The following is a 16,782-nucleotide window of genomic DNA, read 5'->3' as shown; positions in this document are numbered from 1 at the left end:
TTTTGGTATAATTCAGTGACAAAAGATCAAGATAAGTCGTCATGCAGGCACAAACCAGGAACACTCATGCGTCGGAAGCTCCCTAGCAACACTTCACTAATGGCATTCGAGACTGCTGCTCGTCATGGCAGTTTCGCTCGTGCGGCAGACGAATTGTCTCTCACTGAAGGCGCTATAAGCCGTCAGATCGGCCGCTTAGAAACATTCCTTGGCGTTAGGTTGTTCGAGCGAATCGGAAATCGCGTCAGACTCCTCCCCAACGGGGAGCGCTACGCGGGGCAAGTTCGTGAAGTGCTCGAACGATTGGATCGGGATAGTCTGTATCTGATGTGGCAGCCTCACGACAGCGCAAGTTTGGATATTGCCACCATCCCGACATTTGGGATGAGATGGCTTATTCCTCGCTTGGAACTATTTCAGCAGAAACACCCGAACATTACCGTGCACCTTGCCGAACGGATGGAACCCTTTGTTCTGCTTGGAAGCGGATTCGATGCGGCCATCCATTTCGAACATGCCGCTTGGACGGGAATGCATACGCACGCCTGTTGAATGAGACCTTGGTTCCGGTGTGTCGCCCAGACCTTGTAGAAAAAAGCCGTGGGACAGTTACGCTGGACAGTTTACCGCGCCTACACCGACGACAGAATTCCGATGCATGGCAACGTTATGCTCAGGAGACTGCAATCCCACTGACCAATCCTGCGAGTGGTGCGCGCTACGACCTGCATGCGATGTTGATCGAAGCTGCATTGGCTGGTCTCGGCGTTGCTCTAGTCCCGCGCCTTTACGTTGAAAAAGAACTTGCACAAGGCCAGTTGGTTGCTCCCTGGCCAGATGGAAAAACCATTTCCAAAACTTTCTGCCTTATTCTTCCCGCATCTATTGAATTGAGCGGTGAGCCAATACAAGCCTTTGCTCGATGGATCCTGGACGAAGCTGATCGTGGTTGAGTCGTGAGACTATTTGGTTTGATTTACTCAGGTCGCATCAGCCGTCAGGCAATCGGTAAAGGTGGCAAGAAAATCCGTTAACCATTCTGACTGCACACGACCTCCCAGCCCAGGGCGATGCACCAGATAATAAGCCGCACCGATTTTCACCGTTTCGCTAAACGGCATCACCAGCCGCTGCCGGCGGATATCTTCTGCCACCAACGTCACATCCGCCATCTCGATGCCAAAGCTCTGAATCGCAGCACTGATGGCTAAGTCCATGGTGTAGAACTGTTGATTGCGGCACATGACCTGTTCGTCAATGCGATGTGTCTTTAGCCACAGTTTCCAATCACGTTGGTCATGGGTGGGATGCAACTGTGTCAGACGCGCCAGTTGTTCCGGCAACAAGGTTGTCTGCCCGGCAAGCAACAGATGCGGTGCCAGTACCGGCGATAGTACTTCGTCGAACAATTTGCTGTAATAGTGCCGCGGTGCGCCATCCGGTGCGAATACCACCGCGACATCAAAATCTTCATGACGAAAATCTATGCCATGTTCTGTGGTGGTCGTTAGCGAGACATGGATATCCGGCCGCCGCTGTTCCAGCATCATCAGATGAGCTACCAACCAGCGCATGGCGCAGGTCGGTGCTTTCATGCGAATTGAACGACCCTCTTTCACCGGGTTTGTCACCCGAAACAGTTGCTCAAATACCTCGCGAACTTCCGGTAACAACTGACTGCCTTGCGACGTTAACCGTAAACCACGGGCATGGCGTTGAAACAACGAGAAGCCCAACCAGGGTTCCAGCGATGCGACCTGCCGACTGACGGCCCCTTGCGTGACGAAAAGTTCCTCCGCAGCCCGGGTGAAATTGAGGTGACGCGCCGTCACCACAAAAGCGTGCAATGCATTCAGCGGCGGGATGCGATTATTTATGGTCATGCACACTCTCCGTCAGACACCCATAAGAAAATCGATTACATAACTATGCAGAAAAAGCAGCGCGGCGCTAAGCCGGATTTACCGAAGGAAATGGCCTCGGTTGTCCCGGTTTAGCGGTACATCGCAGCACTCGTTACATTATTTTATTGCTTGCATTGCTATAAAACGCGAACGCGAGCCATGCGTTTTTTTCATGGCTATTATGACAACAATTCGATTGTAGTACCACCCGCAGAAACGTTTAATGCATGAATAATTATTCATCTAAAGCCAATAAACTTTAGCAGGCAAGGCTTCATTATCGTACCGCTCGTACACGAGCAGGTCTGCTATGGCATTTAACGGAGACGCCATGTCTATTCAAACCCCGGTGCAGTTCAGTTCTAAATTACCGGATGTGGGCACGACGATTTTTACTGTTATCGGCCAGTTATCCAGCCAGCACCACGCGATCAACCTTTCTCAGGGGGTGCCCAGTTTTCCATGTTCTCCCGAACTGATCGCCGGGGTAACGCGTGCCATGAGTTTGGGCCATAACCAGTACGCGCCGATGTCCGGACTGGTATCGCTCAAAGAGGTCGTCGCGGAGAAAGTCAAACGACTGTACGGCCAGCACTATGACGCCGGGCGGGAGGTTACTATTACCGCCAGTGCCAGCGAAGGGTTGTATTCGGCCATTTCCGCGCTAGTCCATCCCGGTGACGAGGTGATTTATTTTGAGCCGTCATTTGATAGCTATGCACCCATCGTCCGATTGCAAGGCGCAACACCCGTGGCGCTGAAACTCGCCGTACCGAGTTTCACCATCAATTGGGATGAAGTGCAGGCTGCCATCACGCCGCGTACCCGCATGGTCATCCTCAACTCGCCGCATAATCCGAGCGGCCAGGTGCTAGGCGCTGACGACCTGACTCAATTGGCGCGACTGACACACAACACCGATATCGTGATCCTCTCTGACGAAGTCTACGAACACGTGGTGTTTGACGGCCAGCGCCATCACAGCATGGCAACTCACAATGAACTGGCTGATCGTCTCATCGTTCGGTAAAACGTTTCATGCCACTGGCTGGCGCGTCGGTTACTGCCTGGCTCCCGCCGCATTGATGGACAAGATCCTCAAAGTCCACCAGTTTATGATGTTTTCCGCCGACACGCCGATGCAATACGCCTTTGCGGAGTATATGGCTGACCCGGCAACCTACATATCGCTCGGAACGTTCTATCAACACAAACGCGATCTCCTGGCGAGCGCCTTGCAGAACGGCCTATTTGAATTATTGCCCTCCGCCGGTTCGTTCTTCATGTTGGCAAGCTTTGCCAACTTTAGCGATGAAAGTGACAGCGACATGGTAAAACGACTGATTGTTGAGCACGGGGTAGCGACCATTCCGCTGTCAGCGTTTTACACCGACGGAACCGACAACAAACTGATTCGACTGTCGTTCTCGAAAGATGACGCAACGTTGCTGGCAGGGGCGAAAGCGCTGTGTCAGGCAGCGGAGCGCTGGTGATAAACGCGGTTGTGCGCGATGTGTATTTGATGCATGCATGATGTGATGTTGATAGCTGTTAAAGACTACTCATTGATTTACCGGAGATCGTTCCCGCTATGAAAAAATTAAATATGTTGATGTTATCACTGGGTTTACTGTCCTCCTCCGTCGTGCTGGCGCAGACCGAATTGCGTTTTGGACTGGAGGCAGAATACCCGCCGTTTGAAAGCAAAAATACCAAGGGCCAACTGGAAGGCTTCGATATCGATCTGGGTAATGCCATTTGTGAAGCGGGCAATTTCAAATGCACCTGGGTTGAAACCTCATTTGATGCTCTGATTTCCGTCGCTACAGGCCAAAAAGTTCGACGCCATCAACTTTGCGATGAACATCACCGAAAAGCGTAAGGAAGCCATTGACTTCACCGCGCCTATTTACCGCATTCCGACCCAACTGCTTGGCAAGCCCGACACCGGTCTGGCTCCGACGCCAGAAGCGCTGAAAGGCAAGAATATCGGTGTATTGCAGGGATCGATTCAGGAAGTTTACGCGAAGGCGCATTGAGAGCCGAAAGGTGTTACCGTGACCGCTTACAAGGACCAGAATCTGGCCTATGAAGATCTGGCGGCAGGCCGCTTGGACGGCACGCTGGTGATGGTCGCAGCAGGACAATCTGGTTTCCTGGATAAACCGGAAGGCAAAGGTTTTGGTTTTATTGGCAAGGCGGTGGATGACGCTACTATTCTCGGTAGCGGCATCGGTTTCGGCCTGCGTAAAAGCGACACAGAGTTAAAAGTGGAGTTGGATAAAGCGATCAAACAGGTGCAGGATGACGGCACGGTCGAGAAACTGGCGAAAAAATACTTCCCTGGTTTTGATGTGCGGGTGCGTAACCTACGCTTTGCACGGCCCTCCACTAGCGCGATAGAAAAGAACTAATAAGGCCTGCGCGATTGCGCGGGCTTTGTTGTTGGCAACGGCATTTCTAATTAACGGAGAATTCGCGTTGTGACGCTGCGAAGGGGAGGCAAATATTATCTAAAATGCCCGTACTCATTTTTGACAGCGCTGTAATGAGATGGCGTGAGACGCTATTAAAACAAAAATCCACGCAAATGCGTAGATTTTAAAGGGGTTGTCAGTGTTCATGCGATGCATTGATATCCCATGAGACAACAAAAACGATTTAGACGTTAAACAAGAAATTCATCACATCGCCATCTTTAACGATGTATTCTTTTCCTTCAGAACGCATTTTTCCTGCTTCTTTCGCGCCTTGCTCACCTTTGTAGGTGATGAAATCTTCATACGCGATGGTTTGGGCGCGGATAAAGCCTTTTTCAAAGTCGGTATGGATTTTACCTGCGGCCTGTGGGGCAGTAGCGCCGACAGGTATGGTCCAGGCGCGCACTTCTTTTACGCCTGCGGTAAAGTAGGTTTGCAGGTTAAGCAGTTCATAACCGGCGCGGATCACGCGGTTCAGGCCCGGTTCTTCGAGCCCCAGTTCCGCCATGAATTCGTCGCGATCTGCATCGTCCAGTTCGGCAATGTCTGATTCCACCGCAGCACAAACCGGGACAACCACAGAACCTTCGCTGGCAGCGATTTCACGCATCCGATCCAGGTAAGGGTTGTTTTCAAAGCCATCTTCATTGACGTTAGCGATGTACATGGTGGGCTTGAGCGTCAGGAAACTCAGGTAACGAATGGCAGCTTTCTCTTCAGCATTCAGATTCAGGGCGCGCAGCATGCCAGCTTTTTCCAACTGCGGCAGACATTTTTCCAGCGCGGCCTGTTCAATTTTGGCGTCTTTGTCGCCGCCTTTGGTTTTCTTCTGCACGCGTTGCAGTGCGCGCTCACAGGTATCGAGATCCGCCAGCGCCAGTTCGGTGTTGATGGTATCGATGTCATCAGCCGGATCGACCTTGCCCGCAACGTGGATAATGTTGTCGTTCTCGAAGCAACGCACCACGTGGCCGATCGCTTCCGTTTCGCGGATGTTTGTCAGGAATTGGTTACCCAGGCCTTCACCTTTGGACGCACCTTTTACCAGACCCGCGATATCAACAAACTCCATCGTGGTGGGGAGAATACGCTGCGGTTTAACAATCTCGGCCAGCTTATCCAAACGCGGATCGGGCATCGGCACCACGCCAGTGTTAGGCTCTATGGTGCAAAACGGAAAGTTGGCCGCTTCGATACCGGCTTTGGTCAATGCATTGAACAGCGTAGATTTGCCCACGTTAGGCAGCCCAACGATACCGCATTTGAATACCATACTTTTATCACCTTAAATAGCTTATCAATCAGATGGTTGTGGTTTGTCATCTGAACAAATAAATACGTTAGCGCTGATTATACACGGAATGGCGCATTAACTCGAACCGCCTGCGCGCGAATATCACTTCACGTAGGTTTATAGGCGTGCAGTCGATTCATCGCTTTTACCATATCGTCTTTCAGCAAAATCTCGGTGCAGCGAATGGCTTCGTCGATCGCGCCGTCGATCAGCGTCTGCTCACTGGCGGGCGGTTTGCCCAGCACAAAACCGGTAACCTTACTTTTATCGCCGGGATGGCCGATACCAATGCGCAAACGGTGAAAATTAGGGTTGTTCCCTAATTTGCTCATGATGTCTTTCAAGCCTTTGTGCCCGCCGTGTCCGCCGCCCAGTTTTAGTTTGGCAATCCCCGGTAAAAGATCCAGTTCATCGTGCGCCACCAGAATTTCATCCGGTTGGATGCGGTAAAAGGTTGCCATTGCCGCCACCGCTTTACCACTGAGGTTCATAAAGGTGGTTGGCACCAGCAGACTAACATCGTGGCCGGCCAGCGTGAGGCGCGCGGTATAGCCAAAGAATTTGGCCTCTTCCTTAAGCGATTGCCGATAAACCTCAGCTAACTGGTCAACGTACCAGGCACCGGCATTGTGGCGCGTGGCGGCGTATTCGGCTCCCGGATTCGCCAATCCGACGATCAATTTGATACTGCTCACGTTAAGTCCCAGATTTTGCGTCTCATGACGCCCGATAACAGAAGGTCAAACGCGTAGTTTACACAGGAGTAGGGCAGTGAAAAAGCCTTCAGCAGGTTGTTTGTCGCGCGTTCGACGGGCGTGCAGCAGAAAACGGTTGGAAACGATTTACTTTAGCAATAATTCAAGTTTGTTATTAATTATATTCACACTTTGTCAGCACTAAATGTAAAAAAACGTTTCTACACTTGCTTATCTGTGATCGCCTACGCAATACCTTATTGTCTACAGCGTCTATAATTACATCAGAACAAGGACGGTTACGTAGCATTTTCATTTTTCCGAACGGTCACGTATTTTACCTGACCTTTACAAGAGGTGACAGATGAAACGCAAAAATGCTGTCATGCTGGGCAACGTATTTATGGGTATCGGTATGGTGTTAATGGTCAAGGGGATCGCCTTCACCATTATCAGCCAATTACCGGAGCTGAATTTGCCCGCCTATTTTACCTATTTCAACCTGATGGCCATTTTCGCTGGTGCCATGACTTGGCTTGTTGGGGCACGTATTGGCGGCCGTGAAGCCGTCGCCGATCGCTATTGGTGGGTGAAGCATTTTGATAAACGCTGCCGCCGTCAGCAACCTCATTCCTGATAAGACCAGACGCCTGCTTGTTCGGCAGGCGCCAGGACGTTTTTTTCTGCTTGCAGAAAATACCCGCTTTGCGCGCTGATTATATTTCTCCTGTGATGTTGTTGAACCCGTAAATAATTATCGCCACTGTTCGCAGACAATATTATTGCCACGCCAAACGATATTATGTGCAATACGTGACCATATCTACGAGAAAATAAAAAACGCCACCCTAAGGTGTCGTTTTGTCGACAACAGAAATGGACGCAGTTGATTAATGTTCAAACATGGCAGAAATAGACTCTTCGTTGCTGATGCGACGAATAGCTTCTGCCAGCATGCCCGATAGTGTCAGTGTGCGCACGTTAGGCAGTGCTTTGATATTTTCCGACAGCGGAATGGTATCGCAGACGATAACTTCATCAATCACCGAATTCTTTATGTTGTCATACGCATTGCCGGAGAAAATCGGGTGAGTGGCATAAGCAAAGACGCGTTTGGCACCTCGTTCTTTTAATGCTTCTGCCGCTTTGCACAGGGTGCCACCGGTATCGATCATGTCGTCGACCAGAATGCAGTCGCGCCCTGCGACATCACCGATGATGTGCATCACTTGAGAGACGTTGGCGCGCGGACGACGTTTGTCGATGATCGCCATGTCAGTGTCGTTCAGCAGTTTAGCAATGGCACGCGCACGCACAACGCCACCTATATCCGGAGAAACCACAATCGGGTTTTCCAGATTCTGCTGCAACATGTCTTCCAGCAGAATCGGGCTGCCGAAAACGTTATCGACCGGAACGTCGAAGAAGCCTTGAATCTGTTCTGCGTGCAGGTCCACGGTCAGGACACGGTCAACCCCTACGCTTGACAGAAAATCAGCGACCACTTTGGCGGTGATCGGCACACGCGCAGAACGCACACGGCGGTCCTGACGAGCATAGCCAAAATAGGGGATAACGGCGGTAATACGTCCCGCTGACGCGCGGCGTAGAGCATCGACCATCACAACCAGCTCCATCAGGTTGTCATTGGTTGGTGCACAGGTGGACTGGATGATGAAAATGTCGCCACCACGAACGTTTTCATTGACTTGCACGCTGACTTCACCGTCGCTAAAGCGACCTACAGCGGCGTCTCCCAGGCTGGTGTATAAACGGTTGGCAATACGTTGCGCTAGTTCGGGGATAGCGTTACCAGCAAAAAGCTTCATATCAGGCACGAGAAGAACCTCAGGCTTGCGTCCAGAGAAATATTGTACCCGGTGTCTCGAGGGCGTTGCGAGGCAGCAGGTAAAATATGCATACGGGTGTATGAGTTAAGCGTTGAACTTAAGGCATAAACCCGCCATACGGGGTAAAAATGTTTTCAACGCTTAACGTTGCCCGGAAAGCACACGGTGCAGCGGCGAGGTATTCACGCCACGCGCAACAAAACCGTTCAGCGTTTCCGGGGCCTGGTCAAGCACCTGACGAGCGGCGAATTCGGTGTCGAATTCAGCAAACACACAAGCTCCCGTTCCTGTCAGGCGTGCCGGTGCGTATTCTAGCAGCCAAGAAAATCGCTGTTCAACCTCGCGAAAACGTTTTCTTACGGTAGATTCACAATCATTGACGAAGGTCTGTTTTTGTAGCTCATCTAATGTGCGTACCGGTGTGTTGCGTGGTAAGTCCGGATCGCTAAACACCAGCGGGGTCGGAACGGTGACGCCAGGATGTACCACCAGATACCATTTTTCCGGCGGCGAGGCGGGTGTCAGTATCTCACCAACGCCTTCGGCGAAAGCGGCGTGCCCGCGTACAAACACCGGTACATCTGCGCCTAGTCGTAATCCCAACTGCGCCAGCGAGTCCTCATCAAGGCCGCATTGCCACAGATGATTCAACGCAACCAACACCGTAGCAGCGTTGGAAGACCCGCCGCCCAGACCTCCGCCCATTGTCAGGCGTTTATCGATAGCGATGTCAGCACCGCTATAGGCCAGTGTGCGACCCTGCTCATGGCTGTAGGCCTGTAACAAGCGTGCCGCGCGTACGGCCAGATTGGTGTCGTCAGGCACGCCGGGCAGCGGGGTGAGTAGCTGGATAACGTCGTCGTTGCGTAATCGGATGTCGACCGTGTCGCCATAATCCAGAAACTGAAACAGCGTTTGCAGCAGGTGATACCCGTCGGCGCGCTGACCGGTGATATACAGAAACAGGTTGAGTTTGGCCGGAGATGGCCAGTGCGTCAGTTGTGCCGTATCGCTCATGCTTATTGCACCGTCCAGTTATTCATTTTCAGCTTGATGCGTTGCTCTCCTTGCGTCAGTTCCAGTGCGTTGGGTAGGGTGGGCGTGACGCCATCATCGTAACCGAGGTATTTTACTTCCCACGTCAAGCCGTTTTGTACCAGCGTTGCCGTACTGAGCCGCGCGTGCTCATCCAGCGTAAACTGCTGCGCATCTCCCGGCAGGCAAATCATCCACTGGCGCAGATTGGTCAATGGAATACGCATCCCGGTCAGTTGGGACAGCATGTACTCGGCATCTTTGCCGATATAACGTTTACCTTGCCCATCGGTGATTTGAATGCCATCGGGCTGCGCGCGTAGTTCCAGTTCTGTGCCGCCGAACGGGTTGGTAAGCAGCAGACGGTAGCGTTGCGTTGAAGACTCTTGCCAGAAAAAGTTGGCCGAAAGTTTCTTGCTATCGGAGAGATAGGCAAATGCACCGCGTGTCTGATACTGGCTCAATTGTTGTACCTGCTGCTTATGTTGTAACCAGGCCAGTGAATCCGACGTTGCGTTGGGACCAGAGGGCTTCGTCAGCGTACAGGCAGTCAGCAGTAAACTGGCTAAAGGCAGGAGCCGTAAGGCGCGGGCGGTGTGACTTAACATGTTGCATATATCCTATTAAGGGTAGATAAACCCCGTCATCATGTCGAATGGATACAGTGTGCCATGCGTTGCAGGCGATGCCCAGCGGCAATGTATGACAGAGAAAAAGGAATGCGGCACGCAATATCAACTACGCCAATAGAGGTACTTCGCACCGCGTCGCTTTTCATGCTGCGCAGCATCAAGTAGAATGCCCCTACTCGAAGACCATACTAATGTCGGCATTACTATTGACGGCATTTATTCAAGAATGACCCAATGACCCTGCTTGCGCTTGGCATCAACCACAAAACCGCCCCAGTATCACTCAGGGAACGTATCGCGTTTTCCCCTGATGCGCTGGGCGATGCTTTGCACAGCCTGCTTGCGCAGCCGTTGGTGCAGGGTGGGGTTGTGCTGTCTACCTGCAATCGTACTGAGCTGTATCTCAGTGTCGATGAGCGGGAGAACCAGCGCGAACAGGTGGTCGACTGGCTGTGCCAGTTCCACCACCTGAACCCTGATGAGCTGAAAAACAGCCTCTACTGGCATCAGGATAATGCGGCGGTTAACCACCTGATGCGTGTCGCCAGCGGATTGGATTCGTTGGTGCTGGGCGAGCCGCAAATTCTTGGGCAGGTTAAAAAAGCCTTTGCCGAATCCCAACGCGGTCACTCACTTTCCAGCGAGCTGGAACGCTTGTTCCAGCGTTCGTTCTCAGTGGCAAAACGGGTGCGCACGGAGACGGATATCGGCGCCACTGCGGTGTCGGTGGCCTTTGCTGCCTGTGTGTTGGCGCAGCAGATTTTTAAGTCACTGGTGGGTGTTACCGTGCTGCTGGTTGGTGCGGGAGAAACTATTGAACTGGTGGCGCGCCATTTACGCGAACATCATGTGAAGCGTATGGTGATTGCCAATCGCACCCGCGAACGCGCGCAAGTCCTTGCCGCTGAAGTGGGCGCTGAAGTGATCACGCTGGGCGAACGGGACGACTATCTGGCGCAGGCCGATATCGTGATCAGCTCCACCGCGAGTACGCTGCCGATTATTGGAAAAGGCATGATGGAAAGGACGCTGAAGGCGCGACGCAATCAGCCGATGCTGATGGTGGACATCGCCGTGCCGCGCGATATCGAGCCGGAAGTGGGTAAGTTACCCAACGTTTATCTGTATAGCGTGGACGATTTGCATGCCATTATTCAGCACAACATGGCGCAACGTCAGGCCGCAGCGGTGCAGGCTGAATCTATCGTGCAGCAAGAGTCTGCCGATTTTATGGCCTGGTTACGTGCGCAATCTGCGGTGGAGACCATTCGAGAATACCGTTCACAGGCAGATGCGATTCGCGCGGAAATGACGGCGAAAGCGCTTACGGCCATTCAGCAAGGTAATGACGTGGAAGCGGTGCTGGACGCGTTAACCTCGCGTCTCACTAACCGCCTCATTCATGCGCCTACCGCCGCGTTGCAGCAGGCTGCCCGTGATGGCGATCTGAACCGATTACACATTTTACGCGACAGCCTCGGGCTGGACTAGCACCCCCTCTATTCTTAGTTGACAGGAATTAACCGCACGCATGAAGCCTTCTATTGTTGCCAAACTGGAAGCGTTACAAGAACGTCACGAGGAAGTACAAGCCCTGCTGGGTGAACCGAGCGTTATCTCCGATATGGAGCACTTTCGGGCGTTATCTCGCGAATATGCCCAGTTGGCGGACATCACGCGCTGTTTTCAACGCTGGCAGCAGGTGCAAGAAGACAGTGAAACCGCAGAATTGATGCTGGACGACGCGGAAATGCGCGATATGGCGCAAGAAGAATTAAAACAGCTGAAGATTGACGGCGAAGCGCTGGAACAGCAACTTCAGGTGCTGTTATTACCGAAAGATCCAGACGATGAGCGTGGTTGCTTCCTTGAAGTGCGTGCAGGTACCGGCGGTGATGAAGCCGCGTTGTTTGCGGGCGATCTGTTTCGCATGTACAGCCGTTATGCTGAATCACGTCGCTGGCTAGTGGAAATCATGAGTGCCAGCGACGGTGAGCATGGCGGTTATAAAGAGGTGATCGCCAAAGTAAGTGGCGATGGTGTTTATGGTCAGTTGAAATTTGAGTCGGGCGGCCACCGCGTACAGCGCGTACCTGCCACAGAATCGCAGGGGCGTATTCACACCTCAGCCTGTACGGTTGCGGTGATGCCCGAGGTGCCCGAAGCGGAAACCCCCGATATCAATCCGGCGGATTTACGTATTGATACCTTCCGTTCTTCCGGTGCCGGTGGTCAGCACGTTAACACCACCGACTCGGCCATTCGTATCACCCACTTACCGACCGGGATTGTGGTTGAATGTCAGGATGAGCGTTCCCAACACAAAAACAAGGCGAAGGCCATGTCGGTGCTGGTTGCGCGTATACGCGCAGCAGAAGTGCAAAAACGTCAGCAGGAAGAAGCATCGACGCGTCGTAACCTGTTGGGCAGCGGCGACCGTTCTGATCGTATCCGCACGTATAATTTCCCGCAGGGGCGCGTGACCGATCACCGCATTAACCTGACGCTTTACCGGCTGGATGAAGCGATGGAAGGCAAGATGGATATGCTGATCCAGCCTGTGGTGCAAGAGTATCAGGCCGATCAGTTGGCTGCGCTGTCCGAGCTGGAATAATGGATTACCGCACCTGGGTGGCAACGGCGCTACAGCAGCTGATCCACAGTGAAAGCCCGAAGCGTGACGCGGAAATTCTGCTAGAACACGTCACGTGCAAAGGGCGCACGTTTTTGCTGGCGTTTGGCGAAACCTTGCTTGATGACGTGCAGCTTCAGCGCCTGTCGGCACTGCTGACCCGTCGCATCAACGGCGAGCCAGTGGCGTATTTGACGGGCGAACGTGAATTTTGGTCTCTGTCACTGGCGGTCTCCCCGGTAACGCTGATTCCACGTCCAGACACTGAGTGCCTGGTGGAACCGGCGTTGCAGTGCATGGCGCAGTTCAGTGCTCCGACGGTGCTGGATTTGGGCACCGGAACCGGGGCGATCGCGCTGGCTTTGGCGAGCGAACACCCGGACTGCACCGTAACCGGGGTTGACGTTCAGCCGGATGCGGTGACATTGGCACAACGCAACGCGGCGACATTGCAATTGTCCAATGTGCAATTTGTGCATGGCAATTGGTTTGAACCCGTCGCGCCCACGCGCTTTTCAGTGATTGTCAGCAACCCGCCTTATATCGATGCCGAAGATACCCACCTGCGTGAAGGGGATGTGCGCTTTGAACCGCTAAGCGCACTGGTGGCCGCCGAAGGTGGACTGGCTGATTTGCGTTGGATTATTCAACAGGCTCCGCAACATTTGAAAAATACGGGCTGGTTGCTGTTAGAGCACGGTTGGCAGCAAGGTGAACCAGTGAGACAGTTGCTGCAACAGCTCGGTTTTGATCAGGTTGCCACCTGCTGCGATTATGGTGGCAACGAGCGCGTGACGCTGGGGCAGTGGCTGGCGGCAGAGGGAGATGCCTGATGTCGTACCACGCCGTCGTTCTCACGGTGCACGTGCTCACCGCTGTTGTAACGCTTAGCCTGTTTGTGACTCGTTTTTATTGGCTGTGCCGCCACTCTCCCGCGTTACAACAGTGCTGGGTCAGGGTAGTGCCGCACATTAACGATACGCTACTGTTAGCGAGCGGTATTGCACTGATCGTTATCAATCGCTTTTATCCTTTCTCTGCGCAAGAAAGCTGGCTGACGGCGAAGCTGTTTGGCGTTATCATTTACATTTTACTGGGACACATCGCGTTGGGGCGGCGCCAACGCAGCCTGAGTCTGCGTTGGGTGGCGTTTATCCTTGCCTTGATGTGTTTCTTTCTGATTGCACAGGCAGCAATCACTAAACTCGCATTTCTGATGGAATAACTATGAGTTCTATTGCGGATTTTGAATTCAATCAGTCGCCGTTAAGTGAAGGGGTTATTTTAGTTTCACAGAGAGTGCGAAGTGACTTCTCCGCCCTGAATGTACGCAAGAAACTGCAACAGTTGGTTGATGAAGCGCGTAAAGCCATTCCCCGCGATCTGGATCAGGATCAACAACTGGATATGTTGTTGACGCTTTTTTACCACACCTGGGGATTTGGTGGTGCCAGTGGCGTTTACCGTTTATCCGATGCGCTGTGGTTAGATAAGGTGCTGAAATCCCGTCAGGGAATGCCGGTATCGCTGGGAATTGTGTTCCTGCATATCGCTCACGCCTTGGATCTCCCCATGATGCCGGTGATTTTTCCGACACAGTTGATCCTGCGCGCGGACTGGATGGATAACGAGATGTGGCTCATCAATCCGCTCAATGGCGATACTCTGAGCGAGCATGTGCTGGATGTGTGGCTTAAAGGTAACATTGGCCCGTCTACGCAACTGATGGATGAAGATCTGGACGAAGCGGAAAACGTGCTGATTGTACGCAAATTGCTTGATACATTAAAAGTGGCGCTGATGGAAGAGAAGCAGATGGAACTTGCGCTGCGGGCCAGTGAAGCCGTGCTGCAATTCGACCCAGAAGACCCTTATGAAATTCGCGATCGCGGCTTGATCTATGCGCAATTGGACTGTGACCATATCGCGGTGTCTGATTTAAGCTACTTCGTGGAACAGTGCCCTGAAGATCCGGTCAGTGAAATGATCAAAGTGCAAATTCACTCGATAGAGCAAAAACATATTGTATTGCACTAACGCATTTTTTTAATGTTAATCACTCCGATAAGGTAACAGCATGAAGAACAAAGTGGTCAAGGTTGGTGATATTCCTGTTGCCAACGACGCGCCTTTTGTCCTGTTTGGCGGTATGAATGTGCTTGAATCGCGCGATCTCGCCATGCGTATTTGTGAACATTACGTCACCGTAACGCAAAAACTGGGCATCCCCTACGTGTTCAAGGCCTCCTTCGACAAGGCTAACCGCTCCTCCATTCACTCTTATCGTGGGCCGGGTCTGGAAGAGGGCATGAAGATCTTCCAGGAACTGAAACAGACCTTCGGTGTGAAGGTGATAACGGATGTGCACGAAGCACAGCAGGAGCAGATCGTCGCCGATGTGGTGGATGTGATCCAGCTACCGGCGTTTTTGGCACGTCAAACCGATCTGGTTGAGGCAATGGCGAAAACCGGTGCGGTGATCAACGTGAAAAAACCGCAGTTTATCAGCCCAGGACAAATCGGCAATATCGTTGACAAGTTCAAGGAAGGTGGCAACGAGCAGGTTATTTTGTGCGATCGTGGCAGCAACTTTGGTTATGACAACCTGGTTGTGGATATGTTGGGTTTCAACGTCATGAAGCAAGTGTCTGGCGGCTGCCCGGTGATTTTTGACGTGACTCACGCGTTGCAATGTCGCGACCCTTTCGGTGCGGCCTCCGGTGGTCGTCGTGGTCAGGTCACTGAGCTGGCACGTGCAGGCATGGCGGTCGGGTTGGCGGGGTTATTTATTGAAGCGCATCCGGATCCGGCCAACGCGAAATGTGACGGTCCGTCTGCATTGCCGCTAAATAAGCTGGAGCCCTTCTTGCAGCAAATTAAAGCGATTGATGATCTGGTCAAACAGTTCCCGGAACTGGATACCAACAACTGATTATTCGCGTTTAATTATCCGCTCTAAAAGCAGATTCCCGCTCACCATAGTCATTCCCGCGAAAGCGGGAATATCGTGCACAAGAAACGCATTTATTCTCACAGAGATCCCCGGCTTTCACCGGGGGATGACGAGGGGTAAAATGACTTTTTAGGTGGGAATCCGCACTTCAGCAAAAAATTCCAGCACGCGATTATTTATACAGATCCGCGCTGATGGTCATATTGCTGCCTTTGTTAAACCACTGCTTGGTAATATGGTAGTACTTGGCACCCTTGTCGGCGGCACGTTTTGCCACGGCTTCTGATACATCTGTCGTTCCGTTGAAGTTGCCACGGAAGGTGATGGAGTCGAAGGGGGTCATCTGTGCTGCGGTGGCCTTGTTCAATTCCTGAATACTTTTGCCATCGGCCAAATTCACCGTATAGCGTCCGCCTTTAGATGTCTGCGTTTCGTAGAAATTACCCACTTTACGGCTCGGGCTGCCAGACATGGCAACGCCGGGGATTTCCACTTTCGCCGCGGCTTCACCACCTGCTGCTAGGGCTGCGCGGCCCGCGTCAGAGTCAGCGGGAATCACATCAGTGCTCTGGACCACGCGTTTCGGCGCATCGGCTTTATAGACATAAGCGGTGATTTTCTGGTTAGTGCCAGTGCTGTTGATATCGACCTGACGCACGATAAAGAAAGAGGCGGCATTCTTCTCTTCAGCGGCTTTGGCGATGGCAGCATTGATGTCAGGTTGGGTAGAGAAATACCCGCTGACCGATACGGTATCAAACGGCTCCAGATGGTAAGCATCATATTGTGGCAGTTCGCGAATGCCATCAAAGGTGCGCTGTGCCGGAGTAGCATCCGCTTTCAGTGCCTCTTTATGGTACAGATCGACATAAACCGTCTGACTGTTGCCTCGGTTTTTTTCGTTGATCGCCTGAATGTAAAACGCATCAGCGCCAGCTTTGTCGGCACGTTTTGACGCTTCAGCCACCGCGTCAAAAATGGCGTCAAAACGGCCACTAAAAGAAATTCGATCGAACGGTTTTACCGCAGCAGCCTGCTCTGGTGTCAATTCCTGTTCCGCCGGTATGCCGACCGCGGTCAGTGTCGCTTTGAGCTCCGTAACTGCATCAACCCCAGCGTGATTCGTTTCGAGGTCATCAAGGCCAGCACCACCTGGCGAGCTGACCTGCCATACAAACCTATGGTTAATGGTCCGCAGGTTGCCATCGTGGTCGGCCCGGCGGGGGAAGAAATCTACTGCGATGAACATGGTCGAGGGCTTTGTTGAATAAATCAGATTTGGTATAAGCATCCTCGTAGCAGGTTGC

14 protein-coding genes and 3 pseudogenes are annotated in these 16,782 nt (G+C 52.4%); 10 read left to right on the top strand and 7 right to left on the bottom strand.

What is annotated here, in order from left to right; all coding sequences use genetic code 11:
• The first annotated feature begins 66 nt into the window (after positions 1-66).
• Positions 67-953 (top strand): annotated as a pseudogene (locus CS369_RS11170) (LysR substrate-binding domain-containing protein).
• 27 nt (positions 954-980) lie between these two features.
• On the opposite strand, the gene CS369_RS11165 reads toward CS369_RS11170, so the two are convergent.
• A complete protein-coding gene (locus tag CS369_RS11165) occupies positions 981-1,877 on the bottom strand; it encodes a LysR substrate-binding domain-containing protein (protein ID WP_244664955.1) in 897 nt (298 codons plus the stop codon).
• Between the two features lie 358 nt (positions 1,878-2,235).
• On the opposite strand from CS369_RS11165, the pseudogene CS369_RS11160 reads away from it, so the two are divergent.
• Both CS369_RS11160 and CS369_RS11155 read left to right on the top strand, forming a co-directional pair.
• Positions 2,236-3,397, top strand: a pseudogene (locus CS369_RS11160) (methionine aminotransferase).
• A gap of 98 nt (positions 3,398-3,495) precedes the next feature.
• Positions 3,496-4,318, top strand: a pseudogene (locus CS369_RS11155) (transporter substrate-binding domain-containing protein).
• Positions 4,319-4,565: 247 nt separating this feature from the next.
• On the opposite strand, the gene ychF reads toward CS369_RS11155, so the two are convergent.
• Both ychF and pth read right to left on the bottom strand, forming a co-directional pair.
• On the bottom strand, positions 4,566-5,657 hold the full coding sequence (gene ychF / locus CS369_RS11150) for a redox-regulated ATPase YchF (protein ID WP_196907139.1): 1,092 nt from the start codon (positions 5,655-5,657) through the stop codon (positions 4,566-4,568).
• A 128-nt stretch (positions 5,658-5,785) separates the two neighbouring features.
• Complete coding sequence (gene pth, locus CS369_RS11145; protein WP_196907138.1) at positions 5,786-6,373, bottom strand: aminoacyl-tRNA hydrolase; 588 nt, start codon at positions 6,371-6,373, stop codon at positions 5,786-5,788.
• Between the two features lie 364 nt (positions 6,374-6,737).
• On the opposite strand from pth, the gene ychH reads away from it, so the two are divergent.
• Entirely contained in the window at positions 6,738-7,010 is a 273-nt protein-coding gene (ychH, locus tag CS369_RS11140) for a stress-induced protein YchH (RefSeq protein WP_196907137.1), read from the top strand.
• 253 nt (positions 7,011-7,263) lie between these two features.
• Here the strand turns inward: ychH and prs are convergent, their stop codons facing one another.
• The 3 genes from prs to lolB form a co-directional block, all read right to left on the bottom strand.
• A complete protein-coding gene (gene prs / locus CS369_RS11135; RefSeq protein ID WP_195313487.1) occupies positions 7,264-8,211 on the bottom strand; it encodes a ribose-phosphate diphosphokinase in 948 nt (315 codons plus the stop codon).
• A 153-nt stretch (positions 8,212-8,364) separates the two neighbouring features.
• Complete coding sequence (ispE, locus tag CS369_RS11130; protein WP_196907136.1) at positions 8,365-9,240, bottom strand: 4-(cytidine 5'-diphospho)-2-C-methyl-D-erythritol kinase; 876 nt, start codon at positions 9,238-9,240, stop codon at positions 8,365-8,367.
• A gap of 2 nt (positions 9,241-9,242) precedes the next feature.
• Positions 9,243-9,866, bottom strand: coding sequence for a lipoprotein insertase outer membrane protein LolB (lolB, locus tag CS369_RS11125; protein ID WP_196907135.1), 624 nt, complete (start codon positions 9,864-9,866; stop codon positions 9,243-9,245).
• A gap of 258 nt (positions 9,867-10,124) precedes the next feature.
• Here lolB and hemA point away from each other — a divergent pair, with 258 nt between their 5' ends.
• Genes hemA through kdsA form a run of 6 tightly spaced genes read left to right on the top strand, consistent with a single transcriptional unit; the run spans position 10,125 to position 15,454 of the window.
• Entirely contained in the window at positions 10,125-11,381 is a 1,257-nt protein-coding gene (gene hemA, locus CS369_RS11120; protein WP_196907134.1) for a glutamyl-tRNA reductase, read from the top strand.
• 40 nt (positions 11,382-11,421) lie between these two features.
• A complete protein-coding gene (gene prfA, locus CS369_RS11115; protein WP_196907133.1) occupies positions 11,422-12,504 on the top strand; it encodes a peptide chain release factor 1 in 1,083 nt (360 codons plus the stop codon).
• Positions 12,504-13,355 (top strand): peptide chain release factor N(5)-glutamine methyltransferase, encoded by an 852-nt coding sequence (gene prmC / locus CS369_RS11110; RefSeq protein WP_196907132.1) that lies wholly within the window; start codon positions 12,504-12,506, stop codon positions 13,353-13,355. Before prfA ends, prmC begins: the two co-directional genes overlap by 1 nt.
• Entirely contained in the window at positions 13,355-13,747 is a 393-nt protein-coding gene (locus CS369_RS11105; protein ID WP_196907131.1) for a SirB2 family protein, read from the top strand. The genes prmC and CS369_RS11105 overlap by 1 nt, the downstream gene beginning before the upstream one ends.
• Before the next feature lie 2 nt (positions 13,748-13,749).
• The gene (gene sirB1, locus CS369_RS11100) at positions 13,750-14,559 is read left to right on the top strand and encodes an invasion regulator SirB1 (RefSeq protein ID WP_196907130.1); all 810 of its coding nucleotides are present in this window, start codon (positions 13,750-13,752) and stop codon (positions 14,557-14,559) included.
• 40 nt (positions 14,560-14,599) lie between these two features.
• Positions 14,600-15,454 carry a 3-deoxy-8-phosphooctulonate synthase gene (gene kdsA / locus CS369_RS11095; RefSeq protein WP_196907129.1) on the top strand — a complete coding sequence of 285 codons (855 nt, stop codon included), beginning with the start codon at positions 14,600-14,602 and terminating at the stop codon, positions 15,452-15,454.
• A gap of 193 nt (positions 15,455-15,647) precedes the next feature.
• Here kdsA and ydgH read toward each other — a convergent pair whose 3' ends face one another.
• Positions 15,648-16,724, bottom strand: a complete 1,077-nt coding sequence (ydgH, locus tag CS369_RS11090; RefSeq protein ID WP_280514768.1) for a DUF1471 family protein YdgH — start codon at positions 16,722-16,724, stop codon at positions 15,648-15,650.
• Positions 16,725-16,782 lie beyond the last annotated feature (58 nt).

It is taken from the genome of Candidatus Symbiopectobacterium sp. 'North America' (assembly GCF_015762685.1).
Lineage (GTDB): Bacteria > Pseudomonadota > Gammaproteobacteria > Enterobacterales > Enterobacteriaceae > Symbiopectobacterium.
This window is presented reverse-complemented; position numbering and strand designations above follow the sequence as displayed.